This is a genomic window from Microbacterium pumilum, assembly GCF_039530225.1.
GTDB lineage: Bacteria > Actinomycetota > Actinomycetes > Actinomycetales > Microbacteriaceae > Microbacterium > Microbacterium pumilum.
Map to the genome: position 1 here is coordinate 4,181,493 of NZ_BAAAOH010000001.1, position 16,356 is coordinate 4,197,848.

The following is a 16,356-nucleotide window of genomic DNA, read 5'->3' on the forward strand; positions in this document are numbered from 1 at the left end:
CCGACGCCGCCAGGCCGCCGACCTTCGGGGTGAGGTCGGCGGCCTGTCGGGCGCTGCGTGCTATTTGACGGTGATGCTCGCGCTCTTCGCAGCCGATGTATTGCCGGCGTTGTCGGTCGCGGTGTAGCTCAGGGTGTGGGTTCCCTTGCCGGTGACTGGAACGGGTCCGGCGTAGGTGGTCCAGGCGCCCTGGTCGAGGCTGTACTTAATCACGCCGACGCCGGATACGGGGTCGGTGGCGGTCAGGGTGACCGGTACCGTGCCGACCTGACTGTTCGTGAACGCCGCCGCCGTAACCGGTGAGGCGGTGTCGCGTTTGGTCACGATCGTTTTCACCTGGGACACGTTGCCCTTGATATCGGTCGCCCGATAGGTCCAGGTGATCTGTCCCGCCGGCACCGAGATCGCGACCGTGTACGGCTTCCACGCTCCCCCGTTGACCTGATACTCACGGGACGCGACCCCCGACGGGTCCGTCGCGGTGATCGCGAGAGTCACCGCTGCGGTGCCCTTGTACCAGCCGTTGCTTCCGGTCGGCGCGGCGGGGCTGATCACCGCGGACACCGTCGGCCCGGTGGTGTCGGGCGCGACCACGGTGATCGTCGCGGTCTTGGTCGCCGAGGTGTTCCCAGCGTTGTCGATCGCGCTGTAGTACAGGCTGTGACTTCCTGCCCCGGTCACCGGGATCGCACCGGTGTAGGTGATCCAGGGGCCCTGGTCCAGCGAGTAGACGATCTGCCCGACACCGGATGTCGCGTCCGTCGCGGTCAACGTGACCGGGACGGTGCCCACCCCACCGTTCGTGAACGACGCGGTGGCGACCGGTACGACGATGTCACGTTTGATCACGACCGTCTGGGTGGCCGCGATGTTGCCGGCCTTGTCGGTGGCCCGGAACGAGTACGTCGTGGTCCCCGATGGTGCGGTCAGCGGTGCGGTGTAGACCGTCCACGTTCCCGTCCCGATCTTGTACGCCACCGACTTCAGACCGGATGTCGCAGCGCCGGGCACGGTCGGGTCGGTCGCGGTCGCCTTCAGCGACACCGTCCCGGTGAACCAGGAGTTCAGCCCGGTCGGAGCGTCCGGGGTGGTGGTCACGGAGAGCACCGGTGCGGTGGTGTCGGGCGATGCGATCCGCACCGTCACCGTCTTGACCGCCTCGGTGTTACCGGCCAGGTCGGTGCTTGCGAACGTGACGACCCGGTCTCCGGCGCCATCGACATAGAACGCGGCGGAGTACTGCGTCCACGTCCCGCCATCGACCTGATACCAGGTGGAACCAACGCCCGAGGGGGTGTCGGTGCGGGTCAGCGTCACCTTCACCGGCGCGGAGCTGGCCCCGTCGAGATCGTTGAACGTGGCGGTGGTGACGGGGGCGGTGGTGTCGCGCTTGACCGTGATCGTCTTGATCGCCGACACGTTGCCCTTGGTGTCCGTGGACCGGAACCCGTACGTCGTGGTCCCCGCCGGTGCACTGATCGGCGCCGTGTAGACCGTCCACGCTCCCGTGCCGATCCGGTACTCGGTCCTCGCGACACCGGAGACGTCCGTCGCGGTCGCGGCGACCGTGACCGTGCCGGTGAACCACCCGTTCGCGCCGTTCGGCGACACCGGGGTCGTGGCCACGCTCAGCAGCGGCGCCGAAGTGTCGGGCCCGACGAGGACCTGACTGGTCTTCACTGCACCGGCGTTGCCCGCCGTATCCGTCGCCGAGTACTCGACCGTGTGGACGCCCGCGCCGGTGATCGTGAACGGTGCCGTGTAGGTCTTCCAGCTGCCCGAATCGACCCGGTAGGTGATCGATGCGACACCCGACACCGCGTCCGTCGCGGCCAGGGTGACCTTCGACGAGGTGGTGTTGACTGCGGCGGCGGTGGATGTCGCCGCCGGGGCGTCCTCATCGCGCTTGACCGTGATGGTCTTGAAGCCCGACACGTTGCCCTTCCCGTCCGCTGCCCGGAACGTGTAGACCGTGGTGCCGACCGGCACCGCGATCGGACCCGAGTACGTCGTGAACGCACCCGACCCGGCACGGTACGTGATGGCCTCGATCCCGGACTGGGTGTCCGTCGCCGTGAGCGTCAGCGTCACCGGGGAGGTGAACCAGCCGTTCGCACCATTCGGGGTCCCCGGCGTAGTGGTGCCGTTCACCACCGGAGGTGTGGAATCGACCGGAGCGAACGTGACGGTGGCCGACTTCGCCTGCTCCACGTTGCCCGCCTTATCCGTGCCGGCGAAAGTGATGGTCGCGTTCGCGGCCACCTCGAACGCACCCGTGTACGGTGTGTTCGCTCCACCGTTGACGGAGTACGAGATGCCCTGCACTCCCGAGCCACCGTCCGTGGAGCTCAGCGTGACCTCCACCGGTCCGGTCGCCTGACCGTCCTGGTCATCGAACGACGCGACCGAGACCGGCGCCGTGGCATCCCGCTTCACGGTGACCGTCTCCGGAGCGGAGACGTTGCCCTTCGCGTCGGTGGCACGGTACTCGACCTCCACCGCTCCCTCCGGGACCACGATCGCGGTCGTATAGGTCGTCCACGCACCCCCACTGAGGCGGTATTCGATCGACGCCACCGCGCTGCGCTCGTCGACAGCCGACAGGCTCACCGAGACCGCACCCGTGTACCAGCCGTTCTGGCCGGACGGTGCGGCCGGTGCCGTCGCCGCGGTGACGACCGGCGCCTCCGTGTCGGCGACCGCGATCTGGATCGTCGCCGACTTCACGGCCGACACATTCCCCGCCACATCCACCGCCTCGTACGCGATCGTGTGGGTTCCCGCACCAGACACCGACACCGGGGTCGTGTAGGTCGTCCACGCGCCACCATCCAGGCTGTAGACGATCGACCCGACACCCGAGCCGGCATCCGTCGCCGACAGCGTCACCGCAACCGGACCCGTCGACGCACCCGAATCATCATCGAACGTCGCAGCCGTGACCGGAGCAGTGCCGTCACGCTTGACCGTGACCGACTCCGGGTCGGACACATTGCCCTTCCCATCCGTCGCCCGGTACGAAACCGTCGTCGAGCCCTCGTCGAGCACGATCGGGGCGGTATAGGTCGCCCAGTCGCCGGAACCGATCCTGTACTGAACAGACGCGACACCCGACCGGTCGTCCGTCGCCGACAGCGTGAGCGAGACCGTGCCGGTGTACCAACCGGCATCGCCGGTCGGGTTCGCGGGGTTCACCTTCGCGACGACCACCGGGGCGGTGGTGTCCGCAGCCACGATCGTGACCGACGCGGACTCCACCTGACCCGCGTTGCCGGCGATGTCGATCGCGCGGTACGACACCTCATGCTCGCCCGCACCGGCAACCGACACGGGTCCGGAGTAGGTGAGCCAGGAGCCGCCGTCGACGGAGTAGGAGATCGTGTCGACGCCGGAAGCGGCATCCGTCGCCGACAGCGTCACCGCCACCGGGCCCTCGGTCGTGCCGTCTGCGTCATCGAACACTGCCGACGCCGCCGGCGCGACCGTGTCGCGCTGCACCGACACCGACTGCACCGCCGACACGTTGCCCGCAGTATCCGTCGCCCGGTAACCGAACAACGATGCACCCTGCGGCGCAGCGACGGGACCCTCGTACACCGTCCACGCGCCTGCCGCTCCGATCCGGTACTCGATCGAATCGATCTCGGAGTCATCCGTCGCGGCGAGCGCAACGCTGACAGCGCCGGTATACCAGCCCGCCAGACCGGTCGGACTCGCGGGACTCACCGTCGCCACGACCACCGGATCGGTGGTGTCGACCAAGAACGGCGCCGTTGCGGGCGATTCCGACGTGCCGAGCGAGTTCGTGGCCTTCACTCTTGCCGTCCAGCTTCCGCCCGGGGCGTCCTGGAAGATCACCGACGTAATCGAACCGTCGACTGACTTCTGCAGCGGCGGCCCCGACTGCGGCGTGAGCGTGATCTCGTAACCGGTAATCGGGTCATCGCCATCATCGGGGGCAGTCCAAGAGACTTGTACGTCCTGACCCGTGACCTTCACCTGCGGCACCTCGATGGCTGCGGGCGGGAAACCTCCGCCGTCGACGTCGACACGCATGCGCGCACTGATGGGCGTGGGATCGCCGTAGACCCAGAGCTTCACCGTGATGTAGGCCGAGCCGCGCTTCACACCATGCACCTCAGCGGTTGCGGGCGAGTCCACCGACGCAGTCACTGTGGCAACCGTTGGGTCGGAGGAAGACCATTCGACATTGGCGATGTCTGACAGCCCGTCACCGCCCGTGGGCTTCGCAATGAGGTTCTTCTCCTCGCTCGATTCGAGCGAAATCGAGTCGTCGTTCGGAAATACCGTCGCACCGTCGTCATCGACCACGGCGAACTGTTCAGAAGCGTGAGGCGTATCCGTGACGATCACGTGAACGACGGCCTTGACCGTCGGGTTCGACTTCGAGGCCACCGTGATGTCGGCTTCGGCAGGCACGACATCGCCCAATGAGTCATATGTATGCGCGGCATAGACGAGACCATTGTCAGTAACTTTCACGGCATCCTCGTCAGAGGACGTCCAGGTCAATTCCTGCGACGCGGTCGCGGGCACCACTGACGCGGTGAGCCGGTGGCTCACAGCGAGGGTGTCGGTCACAGGCAGCAGGCGAATCGTCGTCTTGTCTACCTCGACCTTCTTGGCCTCAGCTGCTGTGCCGTAGACGACCACATCGTCCAGCGCAGGGAACCAGGTGCCGCTTCCGCTTCCCGTCGTCCAGAACTGGAAGCGACCGAGATCACCGGCGTAGTCCGTGTTGGGATCGAAGGGCACGGTGCGGGTCGCTGTGACACTCGCGTTGTCACGTGCGGTCAATGTGAATGTGACTTCCTTCATACCCGTGTCGATTTCGGCGTGCACTCGGTACCACGCGGCTGTGGTCGCGAATCCGGTGCCGACATTCGCCATGCCGCCGACAAGAGCCGTGGAGTTCGCCGCGGTGAGCTGCCCGCCAGTGCCGTAGGCGATCTCGGCCTTGTTGACATATCGGAGGGTCAGGTAGCGATTTCCTGCGCTGTCAGTGAGAGCGAGGTACGCTCCATTCGCTGACCCCGGCGTCCCGACGTTGTAGGTGAAGTCCGTGACGATCTTCGAGCTCGTCACAGGATGCGCGAGCACTTTCTGGAGCGCGCTCGCTCCTGTGCCGCTGCGGGAAGTGAGGACCAGTGCTTTGCCCCCGTTTCCAGTTGTGACTCGAGCCGTCATGACCGGAACGGATGCAGCCTGCGTCAAACCCCACGTATATGTCGTGCCACGGGACTCGAAGGTCTCGCTGAGCGTCGGTACATAGACATCCGCGTGCGTCGCGACACCGCCGTCGCGAGTCGCTGCCGTGATCCTCGCGACGCCGGCCGACACGGCAGTGACCTTGCCGGTCGCGTCCACCGTGGCGACGTCCGGCGTGTCGGACCTCCACACGATGTCGGCGTTCGTTGCCGCTGCGGGCTGGACAGTGAGGGCAAACGTCCGGGTAGGCGCCGAGCCGACAGGTTCGTCCGCGAAGAAGTCGGACCGGAATACGTGCGTTGTCGCATCGAGCACGAGCCCTGTGACAAGTTGCGCGGCATCCGTAACCGTCACTCGTGCAGTCGCGGTCAACGCGCTGCCGTCTGTCGTCGTGGCGGTGATGTCCGTGGTTCCGGCCGCGACAGCGGTCACCTTCCCGTGTGCGTCGACCGTCGCGACTGCGGGGGTTGACGACGCCCAGGTCAGCGCTCCATCCGCATCGGCGGGTAGGACGACCGCTTGCAGCCCGCGCGTCGACCCCGTCTGCAGTCGGATGTCGGAAGAGACGAATGTGAGGCTGGTCGCCTTGACGCCGCTGACCGTCACGGTGGCTGTCGTGGACACCGCAGGATTGTCCTGCGAGACCGCGGTGATCGTCGTCTGGCCGTCGGCAACGCCCGTCACGACGCCGGACGCATCAACTTTCGCAACGAGGGGGTTCGCGGAGGACCACGTGAGCCTGTAAAGCGTGGCGGTCGAGGGCACGATGTGCGCTCCGAGGGAGGCCGTTGCACCGATGGCCACTGCCGCATTCGGCTTGTCAAGGGTGATCCCTGTGACCGCCACTTTGGTAGAAACCACGTGCACCGTGATGCTCGTGCCACCGTCTGCCGTAGCGATCTTGAGGTCGGTGGACCCGGCGTCTCGTACGTTCAATTGAACGGTGTTCCCGGTGCCGGAGTAGGCGCGCAGCTTGCCCTTCGGGGTCTGCCACGTCTCCCCGAAGAAAGATGCGACCGAGGGATCCGACGACGTGAAAGTCAGCATCCGATCACTTGCGGAGGTCGCCAAGGTCGATGTCAGCTGCAATGTGTCGAGTGCTTTGACTGTCAGAGTCTGACCGTCGGTGAGCGTGGTCGTGCCACTGGTCACAGTGAGGTCTCCCTGCGCAGCTTTGAACGGCGCCGACACAGTTACGCTCGCGGTTGCCACATTGCCGCTCGCATCGGTTGCGGTCACCGTCGTCGTTCCAGAAGCGATACCCACGACGTACCCATACCGACTGACGGTCGCGACGGACTTGTCGGCCGATGAGTAGGTAACATCCGAATCCGTGAGGACCTGGTCCGTCGGAGAGACCACCGGTTGGAGGCGCTGACGATCGCCGACGGTGAGGTCGATGGTCCCGTCGATGAGCGTGATCCCCGTTGGGGGCGTTGCTGCGACAGCGTAGGGCGCGTGAACCCCAGGCTCATTCAGAGGTGTCTGCATACTCGCAGGCTTGCTCTTGACCGTGCCGCGCATGAGATAGGCATTGAGGCTGTCTAGCGCATCGCCTGACTTGCCTGGCTGAGCAGATCCCGCCGCGATGACGGCGGGATTGCCGTTGTTGAACATCGTCCGGGTGCTGACATCCGCGGGGACGCCTTGCTTCGATCCGATTCCGCTGACGGGGATCCAGTCGATCTCCCAATAATAGAAGCCGCGTGTTTGGCCGTACGGGTTGGGAACGTCGAACGGAGCCTGCATATAGTCGAGGAGCCAGTTGTACTGACCGTTGACGCTCCGCGCGTAGTACTGAGCTTCCGGGGTGATGACATTGTCAGAAGCCCAAGTGGCCTTGTAGTTCGTGAACGAAACAGCGGTCTCGACGTTCACGTAGTCAAGGTAGCGGAGCGCTGGATCGCCGTTGATCGTCTCAGCCATGTTGAGGATGTTTGCGCTGGCCCGGCCACCGTACAACGAGAAAGAGGCGCCGTCGATCTTGGCTCCGTTGTTGATAAGGCCCTTGAAGAAGCTCTGTGCCGCGGTCGTGGAGTATCCGTTGGCGGTATGGGCGTATCCGGGTACTTCCGGGGTCACGGCTCTGAGTGCGTCGTTGATGGCGGTGATGATCGCCGCGTGCCCGGTTGAGGTTTCCCCCTGCCCAATTGGCCAGACCAGGCCACCGTTCTGTTCGTTGCCCTGCTTCACGCCCACGATCTCGACACCCGTAGCCCTGATGGCTGTGAGCGTGTCGGTCACGTAGTTGTAGACCGCAGATCGGATGTGGGCGAGATCAGAGTTCGCCAGTTTGCCGTCGTATGCCTGTTTGATCCACTCCAGAGGGGTAAAAGCCTTGCTGCTGCTGATGAACGAGTCGCTGAGGTGAAAGCTCGGCAGGTAGCTGAGACCCAGTTCGTGTGCCCGCTCTGCCAGCGCGGCGGAGTGGAGCTTGTCGAAGTAGCCGTCCCAGGATCGTTTATCGGTGTCAGGGTACGCACCACCCCCGGGGATCCCGTCGGTCACCTTGACGCGGTTCAGGCTTGCGTCGTACAACACTTGACCGGCATGTACGAAGATCATGCTCGTGATCGAGTTCACGCCACGGTTGGAGAGGATCCGCAGAGCGTCCTGCTGAACGCCGTTGACGAAGAACTTGCCTTCGTTGTCTTCCAGCACCTGGAGGTTGGAAACGTCCGCGCCGCGGAGGTAGGAATCGTCGAGGCTGAAGATATCGAAGTTATCCACCCAGGCGTTGTCCGAGCCGTTCCCGGACCAGTCGTCTGCAGGCGCTACTGACGAGTCTGTGAACACTCCGACAGAGTCTCGATACGCCTGGTCTGCGATGGTGTTGGCGTAGATCGTGACCTGATGGTCGTTTGAGCCGGTCGTAAAGCTTGCGGTCACCAGAGACCAACCGTCGGATCCGGCCGGCGCCTGGCGGAGCACAGCACCCCCGGCTCCTCGGATACCGATGTTGACCCTGTTGCCGGTACTCATGCGCGTGACGAGCGTGCCGATCGAGCCGAATTGGTCGGTCTGCGCGGTACTGGTGTACGTATCTGCTCGTTGCACCTTCGTGCGTGCGCTGACGATATAGCGAGTGTTCGGCTCGACCGGGACGGTCTGTCCGACTTCTCCGCCTGCGGCCAGTTGCACTGCACCGGCACCGCTGTCCGCGCCTTCTGTGATCGGGGTGACTTTCGCGCCGTCGTTCGCCGTCCAGCCGGTGAGGCCCGTGTCGAAACCCCAGTTCTGCAGTGGGTTCTCATCCTGCGAGTCGAGCGTCAGCGTGAGTGCGTCGACGTTCAGGGCTGCGGTACCGGCCGTGATCGTGACGGTCACCTGTCCGTTGTAGACGAGCACATTCCGGTGCGCGGCCTGGGCCCAGGTTGCGTTTCCGGGGAGGTAGACGTCGAGAAGTGCAATGGCGTCCGGCGCGCCGGTGGCGGATGCTGTGAGCGCGGCGGCGTTGTTGCTCTTGGACCCGTCCACCCATGCTGCGAGGGTGTAGCTGCCCTGCGGTATGCCCGTGACGGTCTGGGTGATGGATGCTCCTGCCGCGAGTCGCACGTAACCGGACCCGTCTTGGGCGTGCCCATCGGAGAGGGCCGAGACCGTGCCCTTGGGTGTCCAGCCAGTGAGGCCCTGCTCAAACGAGAGATTCGTCGCGGCGACCGGCGATGCTAGGGGCACGGTCACAAGCTTGGCCGTGGGAAGGGCTTGCGCGGGACCCGGCACTGCGCACGCGACCAGCGCGATCGCGACGACTGCCGCGAGTTCCCGCCACCACCTGAGCCACCGAAAGCGATTCGCTGCCTCTGGCGCAAGTTGCGCTGAGAGCGTGGCTGGTTCGCGAGATGCGCACTTACTCATTGATCTAGTCCTCCATCGGATGATCAGGTGCCGTCTCGGCACCCCGGGACCCCGACCCGTGCGGCGATCGTATCGATAACGCGCGAATCAGGTCAAGAAAATTATCGTTAACTTTCGAGTCCTCACGTGCCTGTGGAATGAGTTTCCCTATGATTAGAGTCGAAAGATCGTTCACTTAGCTCGCGCTGCGAGACGACCGCCCGAGGATGGTGTTCGTCATGAACAAGTACGGCGCGGTCTGGAGAAAAGCTCATTGGAGGACGAGGTGCACAAGTCAAGACGTCCAACCATGAAGGATGTGGCTAAGCTCGCCGGCGTCTCCCACCAGACGGTGTCGAGATACCTTCATGTACCCGAGACGTTGAAGCCTCGAACTCATGCGGCCGTGAAGGAAGCGATCAACACGCTTGAGTACCACCCGAACCTGCTAGCGCGCTCGATGAGAACACCGCGAACCGGCATGCTCGCACTCGTGATGCCGGGGCACCCGATGCCGTATAGCCCGGCGAAAGTCCTCGCGAGCGCGACGGCGGAAGCTCATCGGTGGGGCTACCAGCTGGAGATCCTCAGCGTCGAGGGAGGTGCAGCGGAGAGGGCGGCCCGGGTCCTCGACCTGATAGCCGGCGGTCTTGTAGAGGGGGTTCTCTCACTAGCCGACTTGGATGGGATGGATAGCCTTCGTGCCCACGGAACGGTGGAGGTAGCCGCCTTCTACGACGACAACCTCAACGGAATCGGCCCCTTTCTAGAAGCGACGCCGATCGCCCAGATTGTTCGAAGGATGGCCGAACTCGGTCACCGCCACTTCCTGCACATCGGAGGCCCCGAACAGAACCCCGCGTCGAATGCTCGACGTCGGGCTTTCGCTGCAGCCATCGAAGAGCTGGGATTGGTGTCAGCGGGTATGTCAATCGGTCCTTGGGATGGGGCCTATGCGCGGGACGTCGTCCTCCAGCTGCCGGCCGACTCCCTTATCACTGCAGTCGTCGCTGGCAATGACGAGTTGGCCGCGGGCGCGATCGCGGGAGCCGCGCTGCGCGGATGGCGGGTGCCGACCCGATTAAGTGTTTCGGGGTGGGATGACAATAGTGTCGGTGCATTCATGCCGCCCGCGCTCACGAGTGTTCGAGTCGATCATGCCTCCCTGGGAGAGCTCGCGATGTCGCGGCTGATCGCGTCTCTGCGCGGCGAGCAGCCGACAACTCCCCTTCCTCGCCCCCTAAACACAGTGATCTGGCGCGATTCGGTCACGGTCGCACCCAATGATCGACCCTGACGAGAACCCGAGATCATGATCGGCGGCGGGCGCAGCGAGTCCAGTTATCGCTACAAGTGCGGCCGAGTAGCATTCTCACTGCCCACAACCCTGGAGCCAGACCCGCGAAGAAGGTGATCATGACTGACGCGATGCATCGGCGCCCCACCATCTATGACATCGCCGCAGCAGCCGGCGTCTCGCACATGACCGTTTCCCGCTATCTCGAGTTCGACGGCGAGCGCACGAAGGAACTGAATCGCAATGACATTCGCGATGCGATCGACAGGCTGGGATATCGCCCCAATCTTGCAGCGCGTGGCATGCGGACTAGTCGCACGGGCAGGCTCGCCATACTGTTGCCACTCGGGACCGCTGCGAGCTCGGTGCATATGCTTGCCGGCGCCACCACGGAAGCTCGTCGGGCGGGATACGCGGTGGATGCCATCATTCTCGATGGGTCGGTCGCCGAGCGATCGGTGCGAATACTTGAGCTCGCTGAGGCGGGACTGTTCGAGGGACTACTCGCCCTCACACACCTCGCGTCTGACAGGCACGAGGAGATTGCCACTCGAGTTCCGGTAGTTGTGGGCGCTGAGTACGACGAAGAGATGCGCGGCATCGGAGATCTCGCGGACGCGTCCCCCATCTCGGCAATCATCGACAAGCTGTCACGCGATGGCCACGACGTTTTTCTGCATGTCGCTGGCGACCGAACGCACGCCACTGCCCGGAGCCGGGAGGCAGCCTACCTCGCCGCAATTGAGCGCCTCGGGCTCGAATCCGCTGGAGTTGTCGGCGGCGATTGGTCTGGTTCCACCGCTCGCCGAGCCGTCCTCGATCTTCCAGCGGACACGCGCGTGACGGCGATCATCGCGGCCAATGACGCTCTCGCTGCAGCGGCCATTCACGCCGCCGTCGAAAGAGGATGGCGGGTCCCACGCGATGTCAGCGTCACCGGATGGGACAACAATCCAATCGGGCAATGGCTGCACCCTTCATTGACCAGTGTGCGCACTGATTACGAGGAACTTGGCCGGCGTTCGATGTCGAGGCTACTCGCCTCGGTTCGGGAAGAGCCTGCCCCTGACTCTTCCGAATCGGTGAGCTCAGTGCTTTGGCGCGGAAGTACAGGTCCAGCACCTGCACTGCCGACCCGCACCTCGATGTCTTAGCCGTCGCAATCATCCGCTTTCTGGACGCGGATCATCTCTTCGTCGGCGAGCCGGAGTGCGACCGTTCCGCACGAGTGCGGACCGCTTGCGCATCTGCCGAGGAGCCGGGCGTATGAGTTTCGGCTCGCAATCGAGTCGACCCGGCGACATCAGGAGTCAGGTTCGGGCACTGTCGGTCGGTGCAAGCTGCTCCAGAATTCGCGCTGTCTCGGGGTTGGCCTTCTGCTTCGATGTCCACGTTGGACAGTTGCGCCGCGATGTCCACGAACCACCACAAGCAACCACGAAGGTCGGACGCCTTCCGCTTCACTACTGCTCAGTGGGTCCCAGGAAGGGCCATTGAGACAGGCTGTTGATGACTCGATCAAATCTCACCAACTCGAGAGTCCCGGAGATCCTTGAATTTCCGGGACTCTCTTCTCGGGATGACAGGATTATTGCCTGCGACCCCATGACCGCTTTCGGCCGCCCGTGATCAGGCTAGTCGGCCCTGGGAGCGAGACGCTCGAGCACTGCGGCCGACAGCGGATTCACAGTCTTGTCCGGCTCGGCGTAGTGCTCTCTTGTCGTAGCCGTCGACGAGTGTCCTAGCACTTCTGCCGCTGTCTCGATATCGACCTCGTTTGTGATCAGAGTTGCCCCGGTTCTTCGGAAGGAGTGCGGCGTGATCTCAATTCCGTCGAGCCCGACCGACTTGAGCATCCCCCGGAATGTGCGCCTGACGTTGTGGGGCGCAAGTGGCGTCCCGTTCCGAGTGAAGAACAGGAAGTGGTGATCGTCGGCTCCCCCGAGTCGGGCGAGCCGACGGCGAATGACCTCCGCAGCAAAGGCGGGCACAGCGACGACCCTATTGGAATCGTCCGTCTTCGGCTTCGGCTGTCGGATCAGGCCGTTGCCCTTCCGGACGACGAGTGTGCCATTGATGTCCACTGTCGGTGGACTCATCGTCATATCCACGTCGCACTTCCGAATCGCGAGCACCTCCCCGATCCGGGTGGCTGTGCCGAGCATGAGCTCTATGACATCGCGCACCTGACCGTCGGGGCGAGGACCGAGCACGTGCTCTCCTGTTCGCCATTCCCGGGCTGCCTGCCGAATCAGCGTGAGCTGCTCATCGGTCAGCGCCTTTGGCGTCTTCTTGGGCTTCTTCATCCGAGACGTGTCTTTGACGGGGTTGCGTGCGATGATCTCGCGGCGCACCGCGAAGCCCATCACCATGCTCAGGATTGTTCGGGAGTGCTTCATCCGTGGGTAAGACTTTGCACGCTGCGTCTGGAGGAATCGCTCAACTCTCCCCACCGTGACCTCGCGCACCGTGAGGTGCTCGAAGGTTGGAATGACCAGCGTGCGCAGTTCGCGCTCGTACGTCTCCTTGGTCCCATCCGAGAGGTCCGCGTTCATGAGCATGTCCTCTTTCCAGGCAGCGGCGAGGTCTTGGAAGGACGAGCCGGCTGATAGGGAGCCATTCGCGGCCTGCTGCTGGCGTTCTGCCAGACGTTGCTTGAGCTCGACTCGCGCACCGCTCCGGCTACCGGCTGTCGCGGTCACTTGGCGGCTCTGACCGTCCCAGTCGCGAAAGCGGGTCGATGCGTAGAACTTGCCAGGAGCTACCTCCCGGACGGCAATCTCACCGAACGTTCCGATCGGCGTCCGCGGCCGACCGGCCATCAGCGCTCACTTCCTGCGAGGAGCGCCGTGGAATCAGGCTCGTGCAGCGAGTCGAGCCATCGTTTTACGTCAGATACTCGAAACCGCAGTTCACGCCCGACTCGGACGCCCTTCGGACCGCGGTCATGAAGTCGCAGATCGTAGATCGCCTGCACATCGACGCGCAGATACTCCGCGAGCTCGCTCGTCGTCACCATCGGCTCCAGGCCCAGCCCGGAAAGCTGTTCGCTGTTCATGACAGTCAGGTACGCAAGGTCGACCGAGACCGGCCGAACCGCATCGAGCACCTTCATACCGAGAGGGCGCAGAACGCCGCGTCGATCGGATACTTGCTGGATAATTGCTGAACTCATCGAGTCTCAGTCCCTTCAGGTGGGACAAGAAACCCTGATCAGTCGAGATTAATCTGTAGCAGGAGCGGGGCTTGAACCCGCGACCTCACGATTATGAGTCGTGCGCTCTCACCAACTGAGCTACCCTGCCGCACCGCATCCGGGTCGAACAAGTGGATGCTGCGAGCCCCGAGTCAGGATTGAACTGACGACCCCTTCCTTACCATGGAAGTGCTCTACCACTGAGCTATCGGGGCGTACCACCCGCGTGCGGGCAACTAGAAGAGAATACCAGAGCAGAGGCGAGCCTCTGAATCCGGGTCAGCCTCCGGCGTGTGCTCGCATCCACGGGATCGGGTCGATAGGCGTGGTGCCGTTCATCAGGATCTCGAAGTGAGTGTGGGCGCCGTACGAGCGGCCCGTGTTGCCGGTGCGGCCGATGACCGTGCCGACGGTGACGTGCTGTCCGACAGAGACCTGGAGCGAGCCGTACTGCATGTGCGCGTAGTGGCTGGAGACGAGCTGGCCGTCGATCTGGTGATCGATGATGACGCTGACACCGTAGGCGCCGCCCGAGCTCGTCGCCTCGCGGACGACTCCGTCGGCGATCGCCTGGATCGGCGAGCCGGCGCCGGGCGTGAAGTCGACTCCCTCGTGCATGCGACCCGAGCGCATGCCGAAGCCGTAGCTGATCGGCACGCCCACTGCGAAGGGCCACTGGATCGCCGAGTTAGGGTCGTTGACGAAGAAGTTCGAGAAGTTCTGGATGCCGGACTCGTGGGCGAGCTCGGCCAGCGTGACGGTCGAGTAGTTCTCGGTGCGCACGAGCTCGGCGTCTTCGACGGTGGCCGGGGCGACATACGCCTGGATCTCGTCGGGATCGATCTCGATATCCGTGTCACCGGGTGCCAGCACGGTCGAGGTGATGTCGACCCCGTTCGCGACGGCGACCGCCTCGGCGGGGGTCGTCATGCCTACGGTCAGCAGTCCGACGATGCCCATCACGCCGATCGAGAACGATGCGGCCGTGAGGCGCTTGAACGCCGTCCCGCTCCTCGGGTTCGAGACCCGCGGTGCGGTCGACGCGTCAGGGCGATGACGCGGACGCCAGTGCGCCGGACGCGCGTCGGAGTGCGGCGCATCGGGCTGAGCCTGGGCCGAAGCCTGGATGGGGGTCTCTCCGGTGAAGGAGAACAGGCGGGCAGCGGCCTCGAATTCGTCGACGGATGCCGAGGGCCCGTTGCCGAGGAGCGGCTCATCGTCCACCGACTCGGCGATGGGCTCGTCGAACGCGATCGGACCCGTGACGAGCGCCGGCTCGAGCAGCTCGAACGGCTCGGCGGGAGTGAGTACGGCGTCGGGGAGGCTCGACGCAGCCTCGGGCTGTGCGGATGCGGTCAGATCAGCCAGGTGTACGGAAGCGGTCAGACCAGCGAGCTTCGCGGATTCGTCGTCGACGAGCGGCGACACGACGATGGCCGACTGCTCCCCAGTCTGCGTCACACGGCGTGCGCGGCGGCTGATAGGCGAGCCCGCAGGCGTGCTGGTGTCGGCATTCACCGGACTCGGGACGACGGAGTCGACCGGAATGGAGACAGCGGCGGCGGCGACGGCAGTTGCGACGAACTCTGCGGCGGACGGGGCCGCGGCATCCGTCTCCGTTGCAACAGGGACCGAACGACCCCACACCACACCAGGACGCTCGAGGGCCGACTCGGCGATCCGCCGTCTGAGCTCTGCGCGTGAGGCACCGGGGGTCTCCGACCCCGCCTGGACGGGCGTGGCGGATGTCCGGCTGGAGCGGCGAGTGGGCGCAGGGCCAGCCAGTGGTGCGTCGAAAAGCAAGCGGGGAGGGCTCTCGGTCGTGTCGCTCGGGAGGCAACGGTACGGTCGTCGGGCTCTGATCACCTCCGCGGTTCGGGCTGCGAAGGTAACGATTGGGTAAAGACTATCCTGTCGCGCCTGAGAAAGCCATGTATAAACCGAGTGAGTCTCGGGTTTTGGCTCGGGGGCGCCGGCAACCACTCTATGACGGACCGACCGCCGCCGCGAATAACGCGTCGAAGAGTCCTGGACCGGACGCGACCGTCAGGACACTGGAGGGCGTGTTTCCCGGTCCGGCTCCCCCGGCGATACCGCCCGCCTCGCGGACGAGCAGGGCACCGGCGGCGTGGTCCCACGGCTGCAGCCCGCGTTCGAAGTACCCGTCCAGTCGTCCCGCGGCGACGAATGCGAGGTCGAGTGCAGCCGAGCCGATGCGGCGCAGATCCCGGGCGAGCGGCATCACCCGTGCCACGCGCTCGAGGTCTCCGGCGTGCGTCGCCGGGTCGTAGCCGAAGCCGGTCGCGAGCAGCGCACCCGCCGCCGAAGGTTCCGCGTTGACCGCCAGGCGGACGTCGTCGAGCCATGCGCCGCCGCCCTTCGCGGCGTGGAACAGCTCGCCGTTCGCGGGGCTGAAGACCACGCCGGCGAGCACATTCCACATCGCCGGCAACGGCTCGCCCTCGACCGCGGCGATGCTCACGGCGTATGCGGGGATGCCGTATGCGTAGTTGACGGTGCCGTCGATCGGATCGACCACCCACGTGATGCCGGTCGTGCTCCCCGAGGCTGCGGACTCCTCGCCGAAGAACCCGTCTCCGGGGCGGAGCTCCGCCAGTCGCGCGCGGATCAGCTCTTCGACTTCCCGATCGGCCTCGGTGACGATGTCCGCGATCGCGGACTTCGTGGCTGCGATGGCGACGCCCTCGCTGCGCCTCCGGCGGGCGAGCTCTCCCGCCTCCCGCGCGATCTCTATGGCGATGTCGCGCAGGTCTTCGGCGTGAGGCATGAGTCCACG

At 64.8% G+C, this 16,356-nt stretch carries 7 protein-coding genes and 2 tRNA genes; 2 read left to right on the forward strand and 7 right to left on the reverse strand.

From position 1 onward, the window contains the following. Positions 1–60 precede the first annotated feature (60 nt). Positions 61–8,907: an OmpL47-type beta-barrel domain-containing protein gene (locus tag ABD188_RS18830; protein ID WP_344066013.1), complete on the reverse strand. Its 8,847-nt coding sequence runs from the start codon at positions 8,905–8,907 to the stop codon at positions 61–63. Between the two features lie 469 nt (positions 8,908–9,376). Between ABD188_RS18830 and ABD188_RS18835 the strand changes: the two genes are divergently transcribed. Together ABD188_RS18835 and ABD188_RS18840 are read left to right on the forward strand one after the other, a co-directional pair. After that, complete coding sequence (locus tag ABD188_RS18835; protein WP_344066015.1) at positions 9,377–10,363, forward strand: LacI family DNA-binding transcriptional regulator; 987 nt, start codon at positions 9,377–9,379, stop codon at positions 10,361–10,363. A 119-nt stretch (positions 10,364–10,482) separates the two neighbouring features. Next, entirely contained in the window at positions 10,483–11,517 is a 1,035-nt protein-coding gene (locus ABD188_RS18840) for a LacI family DNA-binding transcriptional regulator (protein ID WP_344066018.1), read from the forward strand. Positions 11,518–11,997: 480 nt separating this feature from the next. On the opposite strand, the gene ABD188_RS18845 is transcribed toward ABD188_RS18840, so the two are convergent. The 6 genes from ABD188_RS18845 to ABD188_RS18870 form a co-directional block, all read right to left on the reverse strand. After that, positions 11,998–13,185, reverse strand: coding sequence for a tyrosine-type recombinase/integrase (locus ABD188_RS18845; protein WP_344066021.1), 1,188 nt, complete (start codon positions 13,183–13,185; stop codon positions 11,998–12,000). Next, positions 13,185–13,538: a helix-turn-helix transcriptional regulator gene (locus ABD188_RS18850; protein ID WP_344066024.1), complete on the reverse strand. Its 354-nt coding sequence runs from the start codon at positions 13,536–13,538 to the stop codon at positions 13,185–13,187. Before ABD188_RS18850 ends, ABD188_RS18845 begins: the two co-directional genes overlap by 1 nt. 56 nt (positions 13,539–13,594) lie before the next feature. Further along, positions 13,595–13,668, reverse strand: a tRNA-Met gene (locus tag ABD188_RS18855). A gap of 34 nt (positions 13,669–13,702) precedes the next feature. Then, positions 13,703–13,774, reverse strand: a tRNA-Thr gene (locus tag ABD188_RS18860). A 64-nt stretch (positions 13,775–13,838) separates the two neighbouring features. Next, entirely contained in the window at positions 13,839–15,209 is a 1,371-nt protein-coding gene (locus tag ABD188_RS18865; protein WP_344066030.1) for a peptidoglycan DD-metalloendopeptidase family protein, read from the reverse strand. A gap of 334 nt (positions 15,210–15,543) precedes the next feature. After that, on the reverse strand, positions 15,544–16,347 hold the full coding sequence (locus tag ABD188_RS18870) for an inositol monophosphatase family protein (RefSeq protein WP_344066033.1): 804 nt from the start codon (positions 16,345–16,347) through the stop codon (positions 15,544–15,546). Positions 16,348–16,356 lie beyond the last annotated feature (9 nt).